This window comes from Streptomyces sp. NPDC005070, from assembly GCF_053600395.1.
The window spans coordinates 1-22,466 of the sequence record NZ_JBSFZS010000122.1 but is presented as its reverse complement, the minus strand read 5'-3'; the positions used below and the strand labels follow the sequence as shown (position 1 = coordinate 22,466).

Annotated in this window: 18 protein-coding genes, 1 other RNA gene and 1 pseudogene; 7 read left to right on the top strand and 13 right to left on the bottom strand. The window is 69.6% G+C overall.

Features of this window, described 5'->3' with window-relative positions; translation table 11 throughout:
- The 6 genes and pseudogenes from ACWEBX_RS30375 to ACWEBX_RS30350 all read right to left on the bottom strand — a co-directional run.
- Nucleotides 1-647: pseudogene (locus tag ACWEBX_RS30375) on the bottom strand (hypothetical protein); the annotation flags it as partial.
- Nucleotides 635-1,258: a hypothetical protein gene (locus ACWEBX_RS30370; protein ID WP_451887992.1), complete on the bottom strand. Its 624-nt coding sequence runs from the start codon at nt 1,256-1,258 to the stop codon at nt 635-637. The gene ACWEBX_RS30370 and the pseudogene ACWEBX_RS30375, both read right to left, overlap by 13 nt.
- A gap of 266 nt (nt 1,259-1,524) precedes the next feature.
- Nucleotides 1,525-2,877, bottom strand: coding sequence for an acyltransferase family protein (locus ACWEBX_RS30365; RefSeq protein ID WP_451887991.1), 1,353 nt, complete (start codon nt 2,875-2,877; stop codon nt 1,525-1,527).
- Nucleotides 2,874-5,099 carry a glycosyltransferase gene (locus tag ACWEBX_RS30360; protein WP_451887990.1) on the bottom strand — a complete coding sequence of 742 codons (2,226 nt, stop codon included), beginning with the start codon at nt 5,097-5,099 and terminating at the stop codon, nt 2,874-2,876. Before ACWEBX_RS30360 ends, ACWEBX_RS30365 begins: the two co-directional genes overlap by 4 nt.
- The gene (locus ACWEBX_RS30355; protein WP_451887989.1) at nt 5,096-6,085 is read right to left on the bottom strand and encodes a hypothetical protein; all 990 of its coding nucleotides are present in this window, start codon (nt 6,083-6,085) and stop codon (nt 5,096-5,098) included. Before ACWEBX_RS30355 ends, ACWEBX_RS30360 begins: the two co-directional genes overlap by 4 nt.
- Before the next feature lie 401 nt (nt 6,086-6,486).
- On the bottom strand, nt 6,487-7,479 hold the full coding sequence (locus ACWEBX_RS30350) for a LysR family transcriptional regulator (RefSeq protein WP_451887988.1): 993 nt from the start codon (nt 7,477-7,479) through the stop codon (nt 6,487-6,489).
- An 83-nt stretch (nt 7,480-7,562) separates the two neighbouring features.
- Here ACWEBX_RS30350 and ACWEBX_RS30345 point away from each other — a divergent pair, with 83 nt between their 5' ends.
- From ACWEBX_RS30345 to ACWEBX_RS30320, 6 genes are all read left to right on the top strand, one after another.
- Entirely contained in the window at nt 7,563-8,903 is a 1,341-nt protein-coding gene (locus ACWEBX_RS30345) for an MFS transporter (protein WP_451887987.1), read from the top strand.
- 313 nt (nt 8,904-9,216) lie between these two features.
- Complete coding sequence (locus ACWEBX_RS30340) at nt 9,217-10,512, top strand: ABC transporter substrate-binding protein (protein ID WP_451887986.1); 1,296 nt, start codon at nt 9,217-9,219, stop codon at nt 10,510-10,512.
- Nucleotides 10,509-11,474, top strand: coding sequence for a carbohydrate ABC transporter permease (locus ACWEBX_RS30335; protein WP_451887985.1), 966 nt, complete (start codon nt 10,509-10,511; stop codon nt 11,472-11,474). Before ACWEBX_RS30340 ends, ACWEBX_RS30335 begins: the two co-directional genes overlap by 4 nt.
- Complete coding sequence (locus tag ACWEBX_RS30330; RefSeq protein WP_451887984.1) at nt 11,471-12,292, top strand: carbohydrate ABC transporter permease; 822 nt, start codon at nt 11,471-11,473, stop codon at nt 12,290-12,292. Before ACWEBX_RS30335 ends, ACWEBX_RS30330 begins: the two co-directional genes overlap by 4 nt.
- Nucleotides 12,293-12,303: 11 nt before the next feature.
- Complete coding sequence (gene yicI / locus ACWEBX_RS30325; protein WP_451887983.1) at nt 12,304-14,559, top strand: alpha-xylosidase; 2,256 nt, start codon at nt 12,304-12,306, stop codon at nt 14,557-14,559.
- The gene (locus tag ACWEBX_RS30320) at nt 14,559-15,572 is read left to right on the top strand and encodes a LacI family DNA-binding transcriptional regulator (RefSeq protein ID WP_451887982.1); all 1,014 of its coding nucleotides are present in this window, start codon (nt 14,559-14,561) and stop codon (nt 15,570-15,572) included. Before yicI ends, ACWEBX_RS30320 begins: the two co-directional genes overlap by 1 nt.
- A gap of 94 nt (nt 15,573-15,666) precedes the next feature.
- On the opposite strand, the gene ssrA is transcribed toward ACWEBX_RS30320, so the two are convergent.
- From ssrA to ftsE, 5 genes are all read right to left on the bottom strand, one after another.
- Nucleotides 15,667-16,054, bottom strand: a transfer-messenger RNA (tmRNA) gene (gene ssrA, locus ACWEBX_RS30315).
- A 117-nt stretch (nt 16,055-16,171) separates the two neighbouring features.
- On the bottom strand, nt 16,172-16,705 hold the full coding sequence (gene smpB, locus ACWEBX_RS30310) for an SsrA-binding protein SmpB (protein ID WP_386979227.1): 534 nt from the start codon (nt 16,703-16,705) through the stop codon (nt 16,172-16,174).
- An 81-nt stretch (nt 16,706-16,786) separates the two neighbouring features.
- Nucleotides 16,787-17,953, bottom strand: a complete 1,167-nt coding sequence (locus tag ACWEBX_RS30305; RefSeq protein ID WP_451887981.1) for a S41 family peptidase — start codon at nt 17,951-17,953, stop codon at nt 16,787-16,789.
- 67 nt (nt 17,954-18,020) lie between these two features.
- On the bottom strand, nt 18,021-18,941 hold the full coding sequence (gene ftsX, locus ACWEBX_RS30300) for a permease-like cell division protein FtsX (RefSeq protein ID WP_355766939.1): 921 nt from the start codon (nt 18,939-18,941) through the stop codon (nt 18,021-18,023).
- 33 nt (nt 18,942-18,974) lie between these two features.
- The gene (ftsE, locus tag ACWEBX_RS30295; protein ID WP_451887980.1) at nt 18,975-19,664 is read right to left on the bottom strand and encodes a cell division ATP-binding protein FtsE; all 690 of its coding nucleotides are present in this window, start codon (nt 19,662-19,664) and stop codon (nt 18,975-18,977) included.
- Nucleotides 19,665-19,967: 303 nt separating this feature from the next.
- On the opposite strand from ftsE, the gene ACWEBX_RS30290 reads away from it, so the two are divergent.
- Nucleotides 19,968-20,159 (top strand): hypothetical protein, encoded by a 192-nt coding sequence (locus ACWEBX_RS30290; RefSeq protein WP_037619292.1) that lies wholly within the window; start codon nt 19,968-19,970, stop codon nt 20,157-20,159.
- A 96-nt stretch (nt 20,160-20,255) separates the two neighbouring features.
- Here ACWEBX_RS30290 and ACWEBX_RS30285 read toward each other — a convergent pair whose 3' ends face one another.
- Entirely contained in the window at nt 20,256-20,858 is a 603-nt protein-coding gene (locus ACWEBX_RS30285) for a hypothetical protein (protein ID WP_451887979.1), read from the bottom strand.
- A gap of 337 nt (nt 20,859-21,195) precedes the next feature.
- Nucleotides 21,196-22,302: a peptide chain release factor 2 gene (gene prfB / locus ACWEBX_RS30280; RefSeq protein ID WP_451887978.1), complete on the bottom strand. Its 1,107-nt coding sequence runs from the start codon at nt 22,300-22,302 to the stop codon at nt 21,196-21,198.
- Nucleotides 22,303-22,466 lie beyond the last annotated feature (164 nt).

Below are 22,466 nucleotides of genomic sequence, written 5' to 3'. Positions count from 1 at the left end.
GGCAGATTCACCTTCGTCGTCCCCGCCGGAGCCAGGTCCACCTTCGTCGACGGCACCCGTATCTCCGCGTACGCGAGCTGCGCCAGCATCTCCGGAGTGATCGCCTCCGGAACATCCGCCGGCGGGGTCGCGCCGTTGTCGACCCAGAAGGCTTCCTTGGTGCACCTGGAGGCGGCCGGGTCGCCCTCACGGCCCGGCGTGACGTACGCGTCCCACCAGTAGCCCTTGCCGGACTTGGCCTTGTTGAAATCCTTGTAGGGATGCCCGTTCACGTAGGTGTCGCGCTGCTCGGCGTCCCACTGGTACCCCGTCGATTCGACGCCCCAGATCGACTCCTTGTACGTCTGCATCTGGGCCGGCGTGTATTTCGGAGCGTAATAGCAGGCGGGCGGGGTCCAGTTACCCAAGACCGAGGTCACCGGCCCAGCGGATTCACCGCCCCCGTTCCTGGAACGATCGAACACGACAACACCGGCGGTGGCGTACAGGGTGCCGTCGCCCGTGACACTCCCGGTCGCCTTCGGCATGGTGTTCTCGTGGCCCTCGCCGCCACGGCCACCGGCGTTCGCGGCTTGGGGGCCGAGCGCGGCAAGACAGAGGAGTGCCGTGAGCGTCACGGAACCGGTAGAACGCATCACGGCTGACACTGGGCAGCGCCGCGCTTCGAGATGACCTTGGTGGTCTGCCAGACACCGTCCTGGTTCTCGACCAGCCTGGTGTTGTACAACACGTAACTGTCCGCCGAGGTCGGCACGTTCTCGGGCTTGTTCGTCTTCCGGTCCTTGAGGAAGGACTTGCTCTCGTCCGAGCAATAGACGACAGCGGCGCTGCCATCGGGCTGGAACGTGACCTGGCGGTCGAAGTAGCGCGTGGTCCCCGTCCACGAACGACCGTCGTCCAGATAGCCCTTGATGAACATCCGCGCGCTGCCCAGGGCGCCTTCCGAGCTGTAGAAGCCGAGGGCCTCGGTATGGAGTGTTCCCTGGAAGATCGCGTCGTCGATGGAGTTGATGCGCTGGGCGTTGTCCGCCAGTACCGCGTCTTTCCTGGCATCCCCGCTCTTCTGGCCCTCGAACACGTTGCGCGCATCGGAAGGGAACGTGATCGTGGGCCGTCGCCCGGAGGCGGAGGCGCTCGCACTCGGCGAAGGCGGATTCGCGCCCCCCACCCCCGCGATCCCGCCCGTCTCATCACCCCCGCCGCAAGCGGTCAGCAGGAGCAGTGCGGCTGTCGGGAGCAGGCGGGTGCGGCGGTTCACGGGGCTCCTGGCGGCGTGGGGTGCGGGAGGGGCGGCGGCACGTCACGCTAGCGGGGCCCCTGCCCACGGCACCAGGACGAAAGGCGCCGAGCAGGTGGATATATGGGTTCATAGCAGGACCAAAGGGCCACCCAGAACCTTCGATTGAGTGACATCGCGGGATGAAAGGGGACCAAGACCTGGACAAGGGCCGGGGCGAGGGGTGTCCCGCGAGTCGGCGCGGTGAAGCACCGGCCGAGGAACACCCCGTCGCCCAGCGGCGGCCGCTAGGCCTTCGCCCGGTGACCCCGGGTCGACGAACGCCCGCCGCCCCCACGGCCCTTGGCACCGTTCGGCCAGAGGCGCGGGCTCCGTTTGGCGGCGATGTCCTCGATCCAGCCGAAGGCCAGGATGGTCAGGCCTATCAGCGGCCACACCAGGACGAACATCAACAGGGTGTAGGCGGAGTCGAGGGCCGCCGCCGCTCGGTCGTTGTCCATGAAGGGGAGGTTGTAGAGCTGGTCGAGGATCGGGACCGTGGCCATGATGAGCGTGTTGTGCCACAGGTAGATCGTGACCGCGCGGTTATTGGACAGCGTCACCAGCTTGTCCCACCGGGCGAGGCGGCCCGGCAGTTCCCGCCAGGACGGGCTGTACTGGAGCAGGATCACCACGAAGCCGAAGGACCACATCGCGTCGGCCAGCGGGATGTCGTTCAGGTCCCAGCCGTCGGGGCCCAGATGACCCGAGGCCCACCACAGGGCGAAGGCCATCATCAGAGCCGAGCACGAGATGGCGATGTAGCGCGGGACCTTCACGAGCATTCCCTCGTGGTGGGCGAAGCCCAGGATCCAGCAGCCTCCGTAGACGGTGAAGTCGGTGACGGCGTTGCCGGTCTCACCGGGGATGGTGACCAGCCCGGTGCCGACCACGGCCGTCAGGGCGAGGGGAGCCAGCGCGGTCACCCACGGAGCACGGCGGAACGCCCACAGCAGGAACGGGGACGCGACGACGAACCACAGGTACGCGCGCAGGTACCAGAGGACACCCGCGGCCTCCACCGCCCAGGTGTCCTCGAACAGGCCCGACGGGGAGCCCAGGTGCCAGGGGAACGGAGGGGCGCCGATCGGGACGACGTAGTCGAGCAGCTCCATCACGTGCCAGCCGCCACCGAGGTCGGGGTCCTTCGCCGGGTTCCAGCCGCCCAGGAACATCATGGCCAGCACCACCGCGCCGAACGCCCAGAGCGGGGGCAGCAGACGCCTGAGGCGTCCCCGGATCACGCTCAGCGGCGGCCGGCTCAGCGAGCGCGCCATCAGGGAGCCCGCCAGCGCGAACATCACGCCCATGGAGGGGAAGAGGATCGTCAGCCAGGCCCAGCCGAACAGGTGGTACACGACCACACGGACCAGCGCCATGGATCGGAGCAGGTCCAGGTAGCGATCACGGCCGCCGGAGCGGCGCGGGGCCGGATCCGTACCCCGCTCCGTACCGGGGTCCGTCCCCGGCTGTGGCCCCGGCAACGGCGGGCGCAGCCAGGTGTCCGCGGGCGCTCCCGGGTCCGTACGTGGTTGCGGGACCGCCGGCCTCGGGGTGCCCAGCGGCGGAGTCGCCCCCGTCGGGTACTCGTGCGTGGTCATCCGACCGGCCTCCGTTCGTTCCCGCCGTGCGACGCCGGCTGCTGCGGGCTCGGTCCCGGGACCGAGCCCGGCGCCGCGCCCACGACACCGGTGCGGCGCAGCTTCTGCCAGCGCAGCCGGCCGCCGGTGAGGGCGGTGATCCAGGACTGCAGCAGGACGACGTACATCAACTGCCGGTAGAGGATCTGTTGCAGGGGCAACGAGATCAGGTGGGTCATGCGTTCCTTGTCCAGACGGAACGCGTACGCCGCGCACACCGCCTGGATGGTGAGGACACCGAGCCAGGCGACGATCGTCTTCTGGGTCGGGCCGAAGACGACGCCGTACAGGAGGAAGACGTCGATCAGCGGCGCGAGGAGCGGGGCCAAGACCATGAACAGGGAGACCAGGGGCAGGCCGATCCGGCCGAAGCGGCCCGAAGGACCCCCTTCGATCAGGGCGCGGCGGTGTTTCCAGATCGCCTGCATGGTGCCGTAGCACCAGCGGTAGCGCTGGGACCACAGTTGCTGGACGGACTCCGGGGCCTCGGTCCAGGCGCGCGCGTCCTCCGCGTAGACGACCCGCCACCCGTCACGGTGGAGGGCCATCGTGATGTCGGTGTCCTCGGCGAGGGTGTCGTCGCTCATGCCGCCGACCCGTTCGAGCGCGGTGCGGCGGAAGGCCCCGACGGCGCCGGGGATGGTCGGCATGCAGCGCAGCAGGTCGTACATGCGGCGGTCGAGGTTGAAGCCCATCACGTACTCGATGTGCTGCCAGGAGCCGATGAGGGACTGCCGGTTGCCGACCTTGGCGTTGCCCGCGACCGCGCCGACCTTGGAGTCGGCGAAGGGCTGGACGAGTTCGCGGACGGTCGCCGGCTCGAAGACCGTGTCGCCGTCCATCATCACGACGATGTCGTGACGGGCGTTCGCCAGGCCCCGGTTGAGGGCCGCGGGCTTGCCGGCGTTGATCTGGCGCACGACGCGTACGTTCGGCAGGCGCATGTCCTCGACGATGCGGGCGGTGCCGTCGCCCGAGCCGTCGTCGATGACGATGATCTCGATGGGGTGCTCGCTCGCCATGAGGGAGTTCACGGTGTTCTCGATGCACTTGGCCTCGTTGTACGCCGGGACCAGCACTGTCACCGGTTCGGTGACCGGCGCCGCGCCCCAGCGGAAGTCCTTGCGGCGGACCCGGCGGGCGTGCAGCGCGGAGAGCAGGAGCATCATCCCGAAGCGGGTGAAGACCAGCACGCCGATGATCGCGATACCGACGACCAGGACGTCGGTGGTCTTCTCCGCGGCCTGCACCAGGAAGATCCAGGCCCTGCCCTTCCAGAGGTCGGCGCCGGCCACCGGGGTGTTCGCGCTCGGCGCGTCGAGTGCTTCGGTGAGGTTCTGGAACGCGTAGCCCTCGGCCTGCAGTCGGGGCAGGAACTCGGTCAGGGCCTGCACGGTCTGGTGGCGGTCGCCGCCCGAGTCGTGCATCAGGACGATGGCGCCCTTGCCGCCCTTGGGCGTGGCCCGGCGGATGATCTCGTCGACGCCCGGCTTCTTCCAGTCCTCGCTGTCGGTGTCGTTGACGACGGTGATGTAACCGCGGGTTCCGACATACTGCGCCACCGGCCAGGACCTGTCGTCCATCGCGTCGGCGAACGAGGAGTAGGGGGGACGGAACAGGGAGCTGCGGATGCCCGCCGCGCCCTCCAACGCCAGTTGGTTCTGCGACAGTTCCCAGTCGATACGGCTCTTGGACTGGTACGAGAGGTCGGGGTGGTTGAAGGTGTGCAGGCCGACCTCGTGGCCCTCCTTCACCATCCGTTCGACGAGGTCCGGGTAGCGCGAGGCCATGGTGCCGGTGACGAAGAAGACCGCGTGGGCGTGGTGCGCCTTGAGGACGTCCAGGACCTTGGGGGTCCAGGTCGGGTCCGGGCCGTCGTCGAAGGTGAGGACGAGACGGTGGTCCGGGACGCCGAGGCTGGTGGTGCGGCCGCTGCGGGTGTCGATCACCGGGCCGCCGTCGAGGATCCGCTGCGGCACCTTGTCCGTGGCCGCCTCGGGCCGGACGCGGTGGTCCGCGAGGATCTCGCTGTGCACGTAGCCGCGCAGCATCAGCATCGCCATCATCGCGACCAGGACGACGAGGGGCAGCAGGAAGCGCATGGGGAGGCGGCGGCGCGGGGCGTCGCGGTCCTGTCGCAGTGTGGTGGGTCCGGCGGGTGTGCGTCGGCGGAGGCCGCTCATTCGGTACCGGCCCCCGCTCCGGTGGAGCCTGTGGTGCCGGTGGTCTCCGTGGGGGCGGGTGTGCTGCCGGGGGTGGTCGCCGGGGCGGAGGCTGAGGGCTGGCCGTCCGCCGAGACGGACGGTTGGGGCTCGGGGTCCGGGTCCTTGGGGGTGACGCCGGGGTTCGGCTTCTTGGTCGCCGACGTGTTGGGCTTGGGGTCGCCGGACGCGCCCGTCGCGGAGGCCGAGGCGGAGGCGCCGGACGAGGCGCTCGAACCGGGTGAGGGTGTCGTGCCGTCGGAGGCCGTGGCCGGCGCGCCGGGTGCGGTGGCGGCGCCCCTGCCGGCGGGGTTCACCGACTGCGTGGGCAGCGGCGAGGTCTCGACCTTCCCCGCGGGCGTGTCCTCCTCCTGGCCCGGCACCGGGAGCCAGGGGGCGTTCGAGTTGCCCGAGAGGAGCGTGGCGACGATCACGACGGCGTAGACCGCGCAGGCCACGGCGACGAGCATGCCGAGGCGGCGGAAACGGCGGCTGCGGCGGCCGGACGCGTCGACGAAGACGGGTCCGTCGGCTGCCTCGGCGGTTCCCTGGGCGTCCTTGCCCGCCCGGCCCGGCCGGGCGGCCGGCGTACGGCCGTGCCGGGCGCCCGTCCCTCGACTCGCGCCGTCGAGCTGGATGGTGACCTCGTGCGGGTCGTGACCGTTCGCCGGTTCGCCGGAGTTCTCCCCGGAAGCGGGCTGTGGAGGGCCGAAGTCCGGTGCGGATTCGGGGAGTAGCCCGGTCGCCGGACCGTCGTCGAAGGTGGGTCCGTCGCTGAAGAAGGGCCGTACCTGGGTCGTACGGGTGCGGGCCGGCCGCTCCGCCGTGACCGTGCCTCCGGCGGCGGGCCACGCCTCCGGTTCACGCTCGGACGTCGGTCCCGCGTCGGAGCGGCGGCCGCCTAACCCGTCCGTCTCCGGCGCACGGCCGGCGAGCAGGTCGGCCTCCGGCGCACGACCGGCGAACAAGTCGGTCTCCGGCTCCGGGATTCGCTCGGGACGTCCGCCGACTGCTCGCTCGGCGCGTTCCCCGTGATCGGGACTGATGCCAACCCCCATATCCGGCCACGAAAGGGTTCTGCCGGCCTGCGGCCGGGCGGTCGGCCCTCCGGCCTCCCGTACAGGTGACGGATCGACGCGACGCCCGTCCCGTCGATCGATGTCCCGCTCGGCCGGTTGGGCGTCTTTCCGCCAGTTCTCCACGCGCACGTACATCCCCCCATGGGACTGCTCACGGGTGCGCGACGACTCCGGGCAAATGCTGTCCATGTCGACTGGACCAAGCCCCCCACTCGGCCCAAAGCGCCCCAATATCACACCGCGCCCGGAGGCAGGAATCTAGCGCAGGGCGGGACTCGTGCGGATACGTCTCATGCATCTCTCAGGAAAATGAGGGCGTCGGTGGCTGGAATCCACCCTCCCTGGGGACTCAGTAGCCAACTTTCTTCGCTCGCAAGTTCGTCTGCGGCTCGTACGAGCGCATCGATCCCCGGATGAACAAGTCCCTTGCGCCACACGAGTGACACCGGCGACAGGGGCACGGGGTCGATCAGAGGTCTCGACACCGAACCAGGCATGGCCGGAAACTCCACCACGGTGAGTACGGGATTCCGCCACTTCGCCATGATCCGCCCGAATTCCTGGGCCCCGACAGCCACCGGTGCGGGTGACGCGAGCCTGATGTCCCGTCCCTCGAACAGGTGATGTGCCAGGTCGGTCCACTCCAGGGTCTTGGGGTTGCCCGCCCCCGCGTACACGGTCTCGCCGGCGAGCGCGGCGAGCGGCACCGCGTCCAGGGCGGCGAGGTGATGGTCCTCGGGCAGGACGACGGCCATCGGCTCGTAGCGCACGACCCGATGCTCCAGCCGGGCCCGCACGGCGGGGTCGAGTCCCGCGAAGCGGCCGAACGACACGTCCAGACGGCCGGCGAGCAGCTCCGCCGCCGCGCCGGTGAGCCCGCTCTCGTAACGGGCCATCAGTTCGCTGCCGGGGGCGAGGTCGCGGGCCCGGTCGAGGATGCGGCTGGAGACCAGGCCGGGTGTGTTCACGTCGACGAGCAGCGGCCGCTCCTCGCCGCCGGGCCGCGCGAAGGCGTCCAGCAGCGCGTCGTGCGCCTCCAGCACGCGGCGCGCGTACGGCAGCAGCCGCTGGGCCTCCAGCGTCGGCGTCACCTGCCGGGTCGTCCGCACGAACAGCTCCGCCCCGAGCTCCCGCTCCAGCCGGCGGATGTCACGGCTCAGGGACTGCTGGGCCACGTACAGGCGGGCGGCCGCGCGGGTGAAGTGCAGCTCCTCGGCGACGGCGAGGAAGGCGCGCAGCAGACGGAGGTCCAGGTGACCGGGAAAGGGGCGTTGACCAGGCATCACGCGAACCTACAACCCAAGTGCGTGAATCGCGACGGAGTAAGTGTTGGACCGCCCCCGCGACGCCGGGCGACGGTTCGTCCATGTCACCGCTCGCCCCGTACCGCCGTCTGTTCGCACTGCCCGGCACCCGCGCCTTCACCCTCGGGAACCTCGTGGCCCGGCTGCCCATGGGCATGTTCAGCGTGAGCGCGGTCATCATGATCGCCGGGGCGCGGGGCTCGTACGCGCTCGCCGGCGCCGTCACGGCGACGGGTCTCGCGGCGACGGCCGTGGTCGCCCCCTGGACCGCGCGGCTCGTCGACCGGCACGGGCAGGCCCGGGTGGCCGTTCCCGCCACGGCCTTCGCGCTGCTCGGCGGTACGGGGTTGGTGGCGTGCGTGCGCCTCGGCGCGCCCGACTGGACCCTCTTCGCCGCGTACGCCGCCACCGCCACGACCCCCAACACGGGCGGGATGTCCCGCGCACGCTGGGCCCACCTCCTGAAGGGGGACGCGGCGGCGCTGCACACCGCGAACTCCTTCGAGCAGGCCGTGGACGAGCTGTGCTTCATGCTGGGCCCGGTGCTCGCGGCCTTCCTGTGCGGGGCGGTCTCCCCGGAGGCGGGCATGCTCGTGGGGTCCGCGCTGCTGATGACGGGCGTCCTGCTCTTCGCCGCGCAGCGTTCGACGCAGCCCCCGCTCCGGCCGGCCACGGCATCGGGGTCCCCCGTGCTCGCGCCCGGTATGCCCCCGCTGCTGCTCTCCTTCCTCGCCACCGGCGCGGTGTTCGGCGCGATGGAGGTGGCCACGGTCGCGTTCGCGGACGAGCGGGGACACAGCTCCGCCGCGGGCGTGGTGCTCGCCCTCCAGGCGGCGGGGTCGTGCGGGGCGGGCCTGCTGTTCGGCACGCTGCGGCGGGAGACTCCGTCGCCCGGACGCGAGGCTCCCGCCGACCGCACGGCAGGCTCTTCCGAGCGCGGCGAGCCCTCCGGACACTCCGCGCGCTCCGCCCCGTTCGACGCCGACACGCTCGCCGCTCGGCGGTACGCGGTGTGTGTCGGCGCCATGGCCGTTCTGCTGACGCTGCCGCTCCTCGCCGTCCGGCTCACCGGCTCGCTTCCGGTTCTCGCGGGTGCGCTGCTCGTGGCGGGCATGGCGACCGCTCCGACCATGGTCACCGGCATGACCCTGGTTCAGCGGCGCACGCCCGAGGGCCGGCTGAACGAGGGCATGACGCTCGCGGTGACCGGCCTGCTGGGCGGGATAGCCGGCGGCTCCGCGGCGGGCGGATGGATGGTGGAGCGCTGGTCACCGGCCGCGGGATACACGGTCCCGGTCGCGGCGGCGACGACCGCGCTGGTGATCGCCGCCCTGGCCGCGAGGACGGGTACGGCGCGGCACCGGGAGCGCTGCCTCGAACTCGACCCGGTAAACGCCCCGTAGACCCGGGAGCACCGCAGCCCCGGGAGCACCGCCCGAGCTCGACCCGGTGAAGACCCCGTGGACCCAGGGGCGGCACCCTGGCATCGAGCTCCAGCGCGTCGCCCCGGCACCTCGCCCCCGGCACCTCACGGCCCGAGCCCGCCGTCGTTGTCCGGCCCGCCGAACCCCTGCCCCAATTCCGGTTCAGCCCATTGACGTGCCCACGGCCGCCACCTACCTTCCCCCGTCGAAGCGCTTCGACGTCATGCATCGAATCGATTCGACGACCGTGCATGACGGCCCGATACCCATCCAACTCCCCTGGAGGCAGTGGATGTCGACGACACGACGGCGCCTGGCGGCGACGGTGGCGGTGACCTTGACAGGTGCCCTGCTGGCGACGGCATGCGGCGGCTCGGACAGTGGCTCCTCGGACGGCAGGACACTCAGACTGTGGCACTACGAAGGGCCGGACAGCGCGATGGGGGTGGCCTGGAACGAGGCCATCAAGGAGTTCGAAGCGCAACACCCGGGCGTCAAGGTGAAGTTCGAGGAGAAGGGCTTCGAGCAGATCCAGAAGACCGCGCCCATGGTCCTGAACTCGAATGACGCCCCCGACCTCATGGAGTACAACAAGGGCAACGCGACCGCCGGACTCCTGTCCAAGCAGGGACTGCTGACGGACCTGACGGCCGAGGCCACCGCGCGCGGCTGGGACAAGAAGCTCAGCGCCGGTGTGCGGACCACGAGCCAGTACGACACGAACGGCGTCATGGGCTCCGGCAAGTGGTACGGCGTGCCCAACTACGCCGAGTACACGATGGTCTTCTACAACAAGGACCTCTTCAAGAAGTACGGGATCGCGGAGCCGACCACGTACGACGAACTGGTCTCCGCGATGGACGCGTTCGTGGCGAAGGGCGTCACCCCGCTCGCCAACGCGGGCGCCGAGTACATCGCCCAGCAGTACCTCTACCAGCTCGCCCTCTCCAAGGCCGACCGCTCCTGGGTCGACACGTACGAGCTGTACAAGGGCAAGGCCGACTTCCACGACACGGCCTGGAGCTACGCGGCGGACACCTTCGCCGACTGGGTGAAGAAGGGGTACATCTCCAAGAAGTCCAGCGGCACGAAGGCCGAGGACGCGGGCGTGTCCTGGATCCAGGGCAAGTCACCGATCCTCTTCTCCGGAAGCTGGTGGTACGGCCGCTTCGAGTCGGAGGCCACGTTCGACTGGGACTCCGGCCTGTTCCCGGACTCGAACCTCACCCTGGGCTCCGGCGGCAACCTGTGGGTGGTCCCCAAGGGCGCCAAGAACAAGGAACTGGCCTACGACTTCATCGACATCACCATGTCGAAGAAGATCCAGAACCTGCTGGGCAACAAGGGCGGTGTCCCGGTGGCCGCGGACACCTCCGCGATCACCGACGCAAGGACCAAGACCCTGATAGCCGACTACAACACCCTCTCGGGGCGTGACGGACTCGCCTTCTATCCGGACTGGCCGGTCGCGGGCTTCTACGACACCCTCGTCTCCGAGACGCAGAAGCTGATCACCGGCAGCGAGAAGCCCGACGCCTACCTGGACAACCTCCAGAAGGCGTACGACAAGGGCGTACCGCGGCGATGACGGTGACCGCCGAACGCGGCGGGCGGGTGACCGGCCTGAAGGTCCGGGCCGGTCACCCGAGCCGCCCGGGCACCTCCTACGCGCTGTTCCTGCTGCCCGGCGTGCTCGCCTTCACGGCCGTCGTCGTCGTGCCGTTCCTGATGAACACCGGGATCAGCTTCACCGACTGGCAGGGGGTCGGGACCCCTTCGTGGACCGGGCTCGCCAACTACCGTGCCCTGCTGGACGACAGCGAGTTCTGGGCGTCGTTCCGGCACAGCCTGTCCATGGTGCTGGCGATGGCCATCGTCCCGACGGCCATCGGACTCGTCCTGGCCGCGGCCCTGTTCGACTACGTCGGCAGGCATTTCGGCAGCAGGATCGTGGCGGTGCTGCGGGCGTGCTACTACCTCCCCCAGGTGCTGCCGATCGCGGTCGCGGGCATCGTCTGGAGCTGGATCCTCGCCCCCGACGACGGCTCGCTCAACGCGCTGCTGAAGGCCGTCGGTCTCGGCTCCTGGCAGCAGGACTGGCTCGGCGACCCGGACTTCGCGCTGTACAGCGTGATGGGGGTGATGGTCTGGGTGCAGCTCGGCTTCCCTCTCGTGGTCTTCATGGCGGGGCTGCAACGCGTCGACCCGGGGCTGCACGAGGCCGCCGAGCTGGACGGCGCCGGCTGGTGGCGGCGGTTCTGGCACATCACGCTGCCGCAGATCCGCCCGGAGATCTCGGTCGTCCTGCTGTGGTGCACGATCGCCGCGCTGAAGGTGTTCGGGGCGGTGTACGTCCTGACGAAGGGCGGTCCCGGCGGCGCCACCGACGTGCCGTCGTACTTCTCCTTCACCACCTTCTTCGAGAAGACCCAGGTCGGCTACGGCGCCGCGATCTCCACCGTCCTGACCGTGATCATCCTGGCGCTGGCGCTGATCGGGCTGAGGTTCCAGACCCGCGCCGAGGACGCCGAGGAAGGGGTCCGCGTATGACCGCCCTTCGCCGCTACCCGGTGCTCGTGGCCCTCGTCATCGGCGCGCTGTTCATGGTGCTGCCGTTCGCCGTGGTCGCCCTCAACGCGGTCAAGTCGCCCGCCGAGTACTCCGCGCACGGCCCTCTCGGCCTCCCGCACGGCCTCTACCTCGACGGCCTTGAGGACTTCTGGCAGCGCGTCGACTTCGGACGGAAGCTCCTCAACTCGGTGCTGATCTCCGGCTCGGTGGCTGTCCTGGCCGCGGTGCTGTCGGTGCTGAACGCGTACGCGATCGGCATCGGCCGGATCAAGGGCCGCACCTGGGTACTCGCCTTCTTCGTCCTCGCCAACACGCTGCCGCAGGAGGCCCTCGTCTATCCGCTCTACCACCTGAGCAAGCAGGCCGGCCTCTACGACACCAGGCTCAGCGTGATCATCGTGTTCACGGTGATCCAGACGGCCTTCGGCACCTATCTCCTCTCCGCCGTCCTCGGACGGTTCCCGCGCGAGATCATCGAGGCCGCGCGGATCGACGGGGCGAACCAGTGGCAGGTGCTGTGGCGGATCGTGGTCCCGGTCAGCCGCCCCACGATCGGTGTGCTCCTCGTCTTCTTCTTCATCTGGACGTGGAACGAGTTCCTGCTGCCGCTGGTCATGCTGATCTCCAACGACAACCAGACCGTGTCGGTGGCCCTCGGCGTCCTCCAGGGACAGCGCCTGATGGACGCCACGATGACGAACGCGGCCGCCCTCCTCGGCGTGCTGCCCGCCATCGTCTTCTTCCTCGTCTTCCAGCGGACCCTCACCCGCGGCATCGCCGTCGGCGCAGTGAAGTAAGGGGTACGACATTGAAGTTCACGGACGGCTACTGGCTGCTGCGCGACGGCGTCACCGCGGCCCACCCGGTCGAGGTCCTCGATGTGACCTCGGGCCCGGGCGGCCTGGAGATCCACGCGCCGACGCAGCCCATACGGCACCGCGGCGACCTGCTGAAAGGACCGGTCGTGACGATCAGCGCCCACGCGCCGATGCCCGACGTCATCGGTGTCACGTTCACCCACTTCCAGGGCGAGGAGCCCCGGGGCCCCCGGTTCGAGCTGCACGGAACCGGGTTCACCCCGCACACCGCGTACGACGACAGCCACGCGACCCTGACCTCGGGCACCCTGTCCGTCCGGGTCGCCCGCACCACGCCCTGGCACATCGACTTCCTCGCGCACGGCCGGACCCTGACCAGCAGCGGCGCCAAGGGCATGGGCATCATGCGGGACGCGACCGGCGCCCACTATCTGCGCGAACAGCTCGACCTCGGTGTCGGCACACAGGTCTTCGGACTTGGCGAGCGGTTCGGGCCGCTCGTCAAGAACGGCCAGGTCGTGGAAATGTGGAACGCGGACGGCGGCACCGCCACCGAACAGGCCTACAAGAACGTGCCGTTCTATCTGACGGACGCGGGCTACGGCGTCTTCGTCGACCATCCGGGCCGGGTGTCCTTCGAGGTCGGCTCGGAGGCGGTCTCCCGGGTCCAGTTCAGCGCCGAGACGCAGGAGTTGACGTACTACGTCATCCACGGACCGACCCCGAAGGACATCCTGCGCAAGTACACCGCGCTCACCGGGCGTCCGGCCCTGCCGCCCGCGTGGTCCTTCGGCCTGTGGCTGTCGACGTCCTTCACCACCTCCTACGACGAGGACACCGTCACCTCCTTCATCGACGGCATGCGGGATCGTGAACTCCCGCTGTCCGTATTCCACTTCGACTGCTTCTGGATGCGCGAGTTCAACTGGTGCGACTTCCGGTGGGATCCGAGGGTGTTCCCCGATCCGGAGGGCATGCTGACGCGGCTGAAGGACAAGGGTCTGCGGATCTGCGTCTGGATCAACCCGTACATCGCGCAGCGCTCACCGCTGTTCGCGGAGGGGCGGACTCTCGGGCATCTCCTGAGACGGCCCGACGGAAGCGTGTGGCAGTGGGATCTGTGGCAGCCGGGCATGGCCCTGGTCGACTTCACCAGCCCGGCGGCCCGGGACTGGTACGCCGCGAAGCTGGAGGCACTGCTGGAGCAGGGCGTCGACTGCTTCAAGACGGACTTCGGCGAGCGGGTCCCGGTGGACGTGGCGTACGCCGACGGCGCCGACCCGGAGCGGATGCACAACTACTACACGTACCTCTACAACCAGACCGTGTTCGACGTGCTCCGCAAACACCGGGGGGAGCAGGAGGCCGTCGTCTTCGCCCGTTCGGCGACCGCGGGGAGCCAGCGGTTCCCGGTGCACTGGGGCGGCGACTGCGAGGCGACGTACGCGTCGATGGCCGAGTCGCTGCGCGGCGGGCTCAGCCTCGGCATGTCGGGGTTCGGGTTCTGGAGCCACGACATCGGCGGTTTCGAGGGGACGCCGACGCCCGCGCTGTTCAAGCGGTGGATCGCCTTCGGCCTGCTGTCCTCGCACAGCCGGCTGCACGGCTCGTCCTCGTACCGCGTGCCCTGGCTGTTCGACGAGGAGGCCGTGGACGTCCTGCGGCTGTTCACCCGGCTCAAGCTCCGCCTCATGCCGTATCTGTACGAGGCCGCCCGCACCGCCCACGCGGAGGGGGTGCCGATGATGCGGGCGATGGTCCTGGAGTTCCCGGACGATCCGGGGTGCGCGCATCTGGAGCGGCAGTACATGCTGGGCCCGGATCTGCTGGTCGCGCCGGTCTTCAGCGACGAGGGGGACGTCTCGTACTACGTGCCCGAGGGCACCTGGACGCCCTACCTCGGCGGGCCGCCGGTGACCGGACCGCGCTGGGTGCGCGAGCGGCACGGTTTCCTGAGCGTGCCGCTGCTGGTGCGGCCGGGCGCGGTGATCCCGGTCGGCGCGGTGGACGACCGCCCCGAGTACGACCACGCCGACGGGGTCACCCTGCGCGCGTACGGCCTGGAGCGCGGCGCCCGGGTGCCGGTGCCGGTCGGCCCGGTCACCTTCACCGTCGTGCGCGAGGGGAACACCCTGCGCGCGTCCTGCGACGACCCGTCCGCCCCCTGGGGGCTGGCCGCGGGCGGACGCGAGGTACGGGCCCGCGCCGGGACGGGCTTCCTCTCCCTCGAACTGGAGCCGGAGTGATGGTCAAGATCACCGATGTGGCGCGGCACGCCGGGGTGTCCCCGAGCACCGTCTCCTACGCCCTCAGCGGCAAGCGGCCGATCTCCGAGGAGACCCGGCAGCGCGTCGAGGAGAGCATCCGCCGGCTGGGCTACCGCCCGCACGCCGGGGCCCGGGCGCTGGCCAGCAGCCGGTCGAACGTCCTGGCGCTGGTCGTACCGCTGCGTGCGGGCATCCATGTGCCGGTGGTGATGCAGTTCGCGGTGTCGGTGGTGACGGCGGCCCGGCTGCACGACCACGACGTCCTGCTGCTCACCCAGGAGGAGGGCGAGGAGGGACTGCGGCGGGTGGCGGACACCGCGCTGGTGGACGCGCTGATCGTGATGGACGTCCAGCTCCACGATCCCCGGCTGCCGCTGCTGCGCGCGCTGGACCGGCCGTCGGTGCTCATCGGTTTTCCGGCCGCCCCAGGCGGTCTCACCTGCATCGACCTGGACTTCAAGGCGGCCGGTGAGCTGTGTGTGGAGCGGCTCGCGGGGCTCGGGCACCGGGTCGTCGCGCTGGTCGGGTCGCCGCCCGAGGTGTACGTGCGGGGCACGGCGTTCGCTCAGCGGGTGGTGCAGGGGTTCACGGCCGCAGCCGACCGGAACGGCCTGGCCTCGTCCGTCCACCCCTGTGAGGCATCGCCGGCCGCCGCACGCCGGGTCGCCGAGCAACTTCTGCGCGAGCAGCCCGCGTTGACCGGTGTCGTCGTCCACAACGAGCCGGTCCTGGAGCCGTTGATCGACGCGTTCGAGCAGCTCGGTCTGCGGGTTCCGGCGGATCTGTCCGTCACCGCGATCTGTCCGGACGAGCTCGCCGGGGGTCTGCGTGTCCCGGTCACCTCCATCGCCCTTCCGTCGGCCGAAGTGGGCGGGCGGGCGGTCGACTTGCTGATGAGAAAGCTGAACGGCACGCCCTGTCCCGAGGCGACCCTGCTCACGCCCAGGATGACGGAGCGTGCCAGTACGGCTCCCCGCACGCTGACTTCCTGAGAACACGACGAAGGCCCCGCTGCCTGAGCCGCGGGGCCTTCGTGACGCTTCGTGACGCTATTCAATTGGGCGCTATTTAATTAAAACATGGGATGAGTGGAGATGGCGGGAATCGAACCCGCGTCCAACGGTGCAAAATCAGGGCTTCTCCGTGTGCAGTTCGCTGTGATTTTCTCAGCCCCGGCGATCACGCGAACAAGTCGCCGACGGGCTCAGCCACTGTTTGATTTCCCATCGAACCCCGTGACCGGGCTCGATGGTTTAGTTCCCTAGATTATGCCAGGATCCGGGCCGGGAACACTCCCGGGCTGACACCCTTTAGGGTCCCTCACTCACTGCTTATTAGGCAGCGAGGGCGAAGGACTGGGAATCGCTCTTGGTATTGGCGATTATTTTTTGCGACATATGGTTTACGAGATCATTGCCGCTTCCTCGACACGCTTCCCCTGCTTCAACAGCCGCTGTCGAAACCGATCATCCCCATGTTGATTTTTCAAAGCTCGGCCCCTCCGGGGAGGAACCCGCGCCCTCGATGGGGTGCGTTGCCATCCTACGTGACCAGCGCACGACGAGGCCAGCCTATTCCTGCGGGCCCGCCGCTACTCGCCGCGCTGCTTCCGCTTGGCCGCCGCGATGGCCCGGTCCGACTCGCGCCGGTCCTGCTTCTCCCGCAGGGTCTGCCGCTTGTCGTACTCCTTCTTGCCCCGTGCGAGCGCGATCTCCGCCTTCGCCCGGCCGTCCTTGAAGTACAGGGCGAGCGGGACGATGGTGTGACCCGTCTCCTGGGTCTTCGCCTCCAGCTTGTCGATCTCCTCGCGGTGCAGGAGGAGCTTGCGCTTGCGGCGCACGGTGTGGTTGGTCCAGGTGCCCTGGCTGTACTCCGGGATGTGGGCGTTGTGCAGCCACGCCTCGTTCCCGTCGATCTGGACGAAGCCGTCCGTCAGCGAGGCGCGGCCCTGGCGCAGCGACTTGACCTCGGTGCCGGTCAGGACGAGCCCGGCCTCGTAGGTGTCGACGATCGCGTAGTCGTGCCGCGCCTTCTTGTTCTGCGCGACGATCTTGCGCTTGCCGTCCTTGACCTTGCCGGAGGCCTGGCCGCCCTGCTTGGGCTGGGACTCCTTCGGTACGTACATTTCCTTGCTCATAGTGCTGGCCATTTTCGCACTACAGGGGGGCTCGGGGGAAAGCCGATTACCGGGCCCGCGGTCCGCGGGTCAGGGAAGGTCTCCGAGACCACTCAGCACGGTCTCGGCCCGCCGCAGCGACTCCTTGTCCGCCTCCAGGTCGGGGGTGATGCCCCGGCCGTCGACGGAGCGGCCCGCGGGGGTGCGGTAGTGGCCGACGGTCAGCTCGGCGACGGAGCCGTCGGGCAGCCGGCTCGGCATCTGGACCGAGCCCTTGCCGAAGGTACGGCTTCCCACGACGACCGCGCGTCCACGGTCCTGGAGGGCTCCGGTGAGCAGCTCGGCCGCGCTCATCGTGCCGCCGTCCACGAGCGTGACCAGGGGTCTCACGGTGTCGCCGCCCGGGTTCGCGTGCAGGGCGCGCTCGGCGCCGTTCACGTCGTACGTGGCGACGAGGCCGCCGTCCAGGAAGGCGGAGGCGGTGGTGACGGCCTCGGCGACCAGCCCGCCGGAGTTGCCACGCAGGTCGAGGACGATCCCGGCCCGGTCCGGAGCCCGGCCGACGGCGGTGCGCACGGCGTCGCCCACGCCCTTGGTGAAGGCGTCGACCTTGATCAGGGTGACCCGGCCGGGAAGGCTGCTGACGGTCACGGAGTCCGTGGAGAGCCGGGCGCGGCGCAGGGTCCGGCTCCACGACTGCGTGCCGCGCTCCAGGCCGAGGGAGACCTCGGTGCCGGCGGTCGCGTCGTCCGCGTCGCCGCGCAGTAACGAGACCACCTCGGTGACGGGCCGGCCGTCCACCCTCGCGCCGTCGACGGTGCGCAGCAGGTCACCCTTGCGGATGCCCGCGGCGGCCGCGGGTGAGCCGGCGCTGACGCGGGTGACCTCGATGCGTCCGTCGCGCTCGCGGCGGGCCCACAGGCCGACGCCGGTGTACTGGCCGTCGAGGGCTTCCTCGAACTCCTCGTACTCGCCCTGGGAGTAGACGGCGCCCCAGCGGTCTCCGCTGCGGCTGACGGCCCGTTCGGCGGCCTCCATGGGGGACTTGCCGTCGGCCATCGCCTGGGCGGCGGCCCGGGTGACCTCGTCGTGACGGCGCGCGGATGCCGAACCGGGCGTCGTGCCCTCGGTCTTCCGGGCGGTGTCGGAGAACGATCCGGTGGCCGCGCCGGCGACGAGGACACTCGCGAACACCAAGGTCAGGGCCGCCCCGCGGCGGATGCGGCGGGGCTCGCAGAACAGGTCACGGCCTGACATGCCGGTGAGTCTAGGACAACGCGAAGGGCCGCACCGCCGGTTGACGGTACGGCCCTGTTGGGATGCGTCACACCTTCAGGTACTTGCGCAATGCGAAGAAAGCGGCCAGGGCGGGCATCAGCAGGCTCGTCGCGAGGATGAGCGGGAGCTTGGTCAACACGGCGTCCCAGCCGATGAAGTTGATCAAGTTGAGCTTCTCGGACAGCGCCAGACCGTGATCGATGATGAAGTACCGGGCGATCAGCAGGAATCCGCAGGCCACGCCGCCGCCGATGAGTCCGGCGACCGCGGCCTCGGCGATGAACGGCGCCTGGATGTAGAAGCCGGAGGCGCCGACGAGCCGCATGATGCCCGTCTCGCGCCGCCGGCTGAACGCCGAGACGCGCACCGTGTTGACGATCAGCATCAAGGCGACGACGAGCATCATCGCCATCACCGCGCGCGCGGCCCAGTTCATGCCGTTGAGCAGCCCGAACAGGTTGTCCAGGATGCCCTTCTGGTCCTGGACCGACTGCACACCGTCCCGGCCGTCGAAGGCGGTCGCGATGACCTGGTACTTCTCCGGGTCCTTCAGCTTGATCCGGTACGACTCCTGCATCTGGTCCGGCGTGAGGGAGCTGGCCAGCGGGGAGTCGCCGAACTGCTCCTTGTAGTGCTTGTACGCCTGGTCCGAGGACTCGTAGGTGACCTTCTGCACGACCGTGGACATCTTGTCCAGGTCGGCGACGATCTGCTTCTTCTGGTCGCTGGTCACCGCGCCCCTGGCGCAGTGCGGGTCGGACTCGGCGTCACTCTTGTTGCAGAGGAAGATCGAGACGTTGACCTTGTCGTACCAGTAGCCCTTCATGGTGTTCACCTGGTCGCTCATCAGGAGCGAGCCTCCGAACAGGGCGAGCGAGAGGGCGACCGAGACGACGACCGCGAAGGTCATGGTCAGGTTGCGGCGGAGACCGACACCGATCTCCGACAGAACGAACTGCGCGCGCATGGCGTCTTCCTCAGACCTTTCCGTGGACGATGATCAGTGCTGGTAGCCGTAGACGCCGCGCGCCTGGTCACGGACGAGACGGCCCTGCTCCAGCTCGATGACGCGCTTGCGCATCTGGTCCACGATGTTCTGGTCGTGCGTGGCCATCAGGACCGTGGTGCCCGTCCGGTTGATCCGGTCGAGCAGTTTCATGATGCCCACGGAGGTCTGTGGGTCGAGGTTTCCGGTCGGCTCGTCGGCGATGAGGAGCTTGGGCCGGTTCACGAAGGCTCTCGCGATGGCCACACGCTGCTGCTCACCACCGGACAGCTCGCCGGGCATCCGGTCCTCCTTGCCGCCCAGGCCGACGAGGTCGAGCACCTGGGGCACGGACTTGCGGATCTCGCCGCGGGACTTGCCGATGACCTCCTGGGCGAAGGCCACGTTCTCGGCGACCGTCTTGTTGGGCAGGAGACGGAAGTCCTGGAAGACGGTCCCGAGCTGGCGGCGCATCTGCGGCACCTTCCAGTTGGTGAGGCGCGCGAGGTCCTTGCCCAGGACGTGCACCTGACCTTGACTGGTGCGCTCCTCGCGGAGGATCAACCGCAGGAACGTGGACTTCCCGGAGCCGGAGGACCCCACGAGGAACACGAATTCTCCGCGCTCGATCTCCAGGGAGACATCCCTGAGAGCGGGGCGGGTCTGCTTGGGGTAGACCTTGGAGACATTGTCGAATCGGATCACGGGTGCACCACGGGTCGCCGGGGGTAGGTGTGCGTGACCATACGCGAACCGGGTGTGCGAGCGCAGTCGGCGTACGGGGTTGCGCGCGGCTTGCACGATTTGTCACGGATCTGAGGCGCGATTCACACCCGGTCCGAGGGGCTGAGGCCGCTCCGGGCGGGGCAGGAAAAAAGGGGGGCCGCGCCGAAATCCGCGGAACCTGGCACAGTGGTAGGGGAACGGTTGCGTTCGCCGCAGCGTTAAGAGGGCGACGTGTACGCGAGATCGCTGCGTATGCGGAGACGTCGCAAGGAGGGCCGGCGCATGACGTACGACCGACTGGTATGCGCTAACTGCGCGGCACCCGTCAGCGAGGGCCGCTGCCCCGTATGCCGCGCGAACCGGCAGCGACTCCAGCAGGAGAGCCCCTTCGCGGGACTCAACCCCATGGCACTGATCGCGCTTCTCGCGGTACTGATCGCGGCACTGGCGCTGGTGGCCCACCAGACGGTGTGAGCGCCGCGGGGACGGTCCGGCGCGGCCGTCGTCGCCCCGGGCACGGGCAGGGCCCGGAGCGAGCTGCTCCGGGCCCTTCGTCGTACGTGTGGAACGTCAGGCGGCCGCACCGCCGCGGCTGCCCGCGAGGCGCGGCAGCAGGCGGAAGCCGATACCGCCGGCGATCATCGTGGCGGCACCGATGATCAGGAACGTGGTCTGACCGGCACCGGTCTCTGCCAGCGCGCCGTCCTGGCCCTGGGCCTGGGTGTCCGAACCGGTGTCGGTGAGGGCCGAGGAGCCCTCCTCCTGCGCGGAGGATCCACCGTTGGGGTCGGCGTCGTTGCCGCCCGTGCCGCTCGTGCTGCCGCCGGAGGGGGCGGAGGTGCTGCTGCCGGAGGTGGGTTCCCCGGTGGGCTCCGTGGGCTCCCCGGTCGGCTGGGTCGGCTCCTCGGTGGGCTCCGTGGGCTCCTCGGTGGGCTCGGTCGGCTCCTCCGTGGGCTCCGTCGGCTCCTCGGTGGGCGTGGTCGGCTCCTCCGTGGGCTCGGTCGGGATGCCCGTCTCGGTGGGCGTCGGGGTCGGGTCGTCGGCGGTGGTCGCCGTGAGGCCGACATTGAGGTCGAGCGCCGAGGCGGCACCCGCCGCGGTCAGTGAGGCACCGGCGGCAATCACCGCGCCGGCGGCTATCCGCGCCAAGCGGATCCGCGTCTTCTTGGTCATCTGCCTGCTACCCCCAGTAGCTGATCGTCAATGGAGCAGCGTCCGGAGCCACGGCGTCACAGGGGATTTCGTTCGACCCCCCGGTTCACATGCGCCCCGGTGATACGCATGCCACCCGTCACCCTTCCCAGTTTTCAAAGCAGCGTCAAGGTCGTTGCGTACGCGATGTCCGGAACGGCATCGTTTGCCTGGCCTGGGGACATGTGACTGTGACGGAAAACCCACACAGCCCCTACAAACGAAGGCAACTGCCGCCCGGCGGGCGGCAGTTGCCTTGTCGACAAAGAGGTTTCAGCGGGGGCGGGGAACGTCCGCCCGCACCGCTTCTGTCGTGTTCCTACTTCTCCTGCTGCTTGCGCCAGCGAATTCCGGCCTCCAGGAAGCCGTCGATCTCGCCACCGAACACGGCCTCGGGGTTGCCGACTTCGAACTCCGTGCGCAGGTCCTTGACCATCTGGTACGGGTGCAGGACGTACGAACGCATCTGGTTGCCCCAGGAGTTGCCGCCGTCGCCCTTGAGGGCGTCCATCGCGGCCTGCTCCTCCTGCCGGCGCCGTTCGAGGAGCTTGGCCTGCAGAACGTTCATGGCGGAGGCCTTGTTCTGGATCTGCGACCGCTCGTTCTGGCAGGAGACGACGATGCCGGTGGCCAGGTGGGTCAGGCGCACCGCGGAGTCGGTGGTGTTGACGCCCTGGCCGCCGGGGCCGGACGAGCGGTACACGTCGATCCGCAGCTCGGACTCGTCGATCTCGATGTGGTCGGTCTGCTCGACCACCGGCAGGATCTCGACACCGGCGAAGGAGGTCTGGCGACGCCCCTGGTTGTCGAACGGCGAGATGCGCACCAGGCGGTGCGTGCCCTGCTCCACGGAGAGCGTGCCGTACGCGTACGGCGAGTGGACGGCGAAGGTGGTGGACTTGATGCCCGCCTCTTCCGCGTACGAGGTCTCGTACAGCTCCGTCTTGTAGCCGTGGCGCTCGGCCCAGCGCAGGTACATGCGCTGGAGCTTCTCGGCGAAGTCGGAGGCGTCGACGCCGCCGGCCTCGGCACGGATGGTGACGACGGCCTCACGGGAGTCGTACTCGCCGGACAGGAGGGTACGGACCTCCATCTCGTCCAGCGCCTTCCTGACGGAGACGAGCTCGGCGTCGGCCTCGGCACGGGTGTCCGGGTCGTCCTCCTCCTCGGCCATCTCGAAGAGCACGCTCAGATCGTCGATACGCCCGCGGAGCGCCTCGGCCTTCCTGACCTCCGCCTGGAGGTGGCTCAGCTTGCTGGTGATCTTCTGCGCCTCGTCCGGGTCGTCCCACAGGGACGGCGCGGCCGCCTGCTCCTCGAGCACGGCGACATCTGCCCTCAGCTTGTCGAGGTCCAGGACGGCCTCGATCGACTCCATGGTCGAGGAGAGGGACTTGAGCTCTTCGGAAACATCGACGACTGCCACGCCTCCAGCGTAACGGTTACGGCAACCGGGCCTCGCCTCTCACCCCGGAGGGGCCCCGTCGGCCACCCGGCCCCGCCCAAACGAGTCTCGCCCCCTCCGCCCCTTCCCGTCCCGTACCCGGGGGCGCTGCCCCCGGACCCCCGCTCCTCAAACGCCGGAGGGGC

Bases quoted from the DNA above. Each gene is read 5' to 3' on its own strand.
- ACWEBX_RS30365 (WP_451887991.1), bottom strand. From the start codon at position 2,877: ATGACCACGCACGAGTACCCGACGGGGGCGACTCCGCCGCTGGGCACC.
- ACWEBX_RS30360 (WP_451887990.1), bottom strand. From the start codon at position 5,099: ATGAGCGGCCTCCGCCGACGCACACCCGCCGGACCCACCACACTGCGA.
- ACWEBX_RS30350 (WP_451887988.1), bottom strand. From the start codon at position 7,479: ATGCCTGGTCAACGCCCCTTTCCCGGTCACCTGGACCTCCGTCTGCTG.
- ACWEBX_RS30345 (WP_451887987.1), top strand. From the start codon at position 7,563: ATGTCACCGCTCGCCCCGTACCGCCGTCTGTTCGCACTGCCCGGCACC.
- ACWEBX_RS30340 (WP_451887986.1), top strand. From the start codon at position 9,217: ATGTCGACGACACGACGGCGCCTGGCGGCGACGGTGGCGGTGACCTTG.
- ACWEBX_RS30335 (WP_451887985.1), top strand. From the start codon at position 10,509: ATGACGGTGACCGCCGAACGCGGCGGGCGGGTGACCGGCCTGAAGGTC.
- ACWEBX_RS30330 (WP_451887984.1), top strand. From the start codon at position 11,471: ATGACCGCCCTTCGCCGCTACCCGGTGCTCGTGGCCCTCGTCATCGGC.
- ACWEBX_RS30320 (WP_451887982.1), top strand. From the start codon at position 14,559: ATGGTCAAGATCACCGATGTGGCGCGGCACGCCGGGGTGTCCCCGAGC.
- smpB (WP_386979227.1), bottom strand. From the start codon at position 16,705: ATGTACGTACCGAAGGAGTCCCAGCCCAAGCAGGGCGGCCAGGCCTCC.
- ACWEBX_RS30305 (WP_451887981.1), bottom strand. From the start codon at position 17,953: ATGTCAGGCCGTGACCTGTTCTGCGAGCCCCGCCGCATCCGCCGCGGG.
- ftsX (WP_355766939.1), bottom strand. From the start codon at position 18,941: ATGCGCGCGCAGTTCGTTCTGTCGGAGATCGGTGTCGGTCTCCGCCGC.
- ACWEBX_RS30290 (WP_037619292.1), top strand. From the start codon at position 19,968: ATGACGTACGACCGACTGGTATGCGCTAACTGCGCGGCACCCGTCAGC.
- ACWEBX_RS30285 (WP_451887979.1), bottom strand. From the start codon at position 20,858: ATGACCAAGAAGACGCGGATCCGCTTGGCGCGGATAGCCGCCGGCGCG.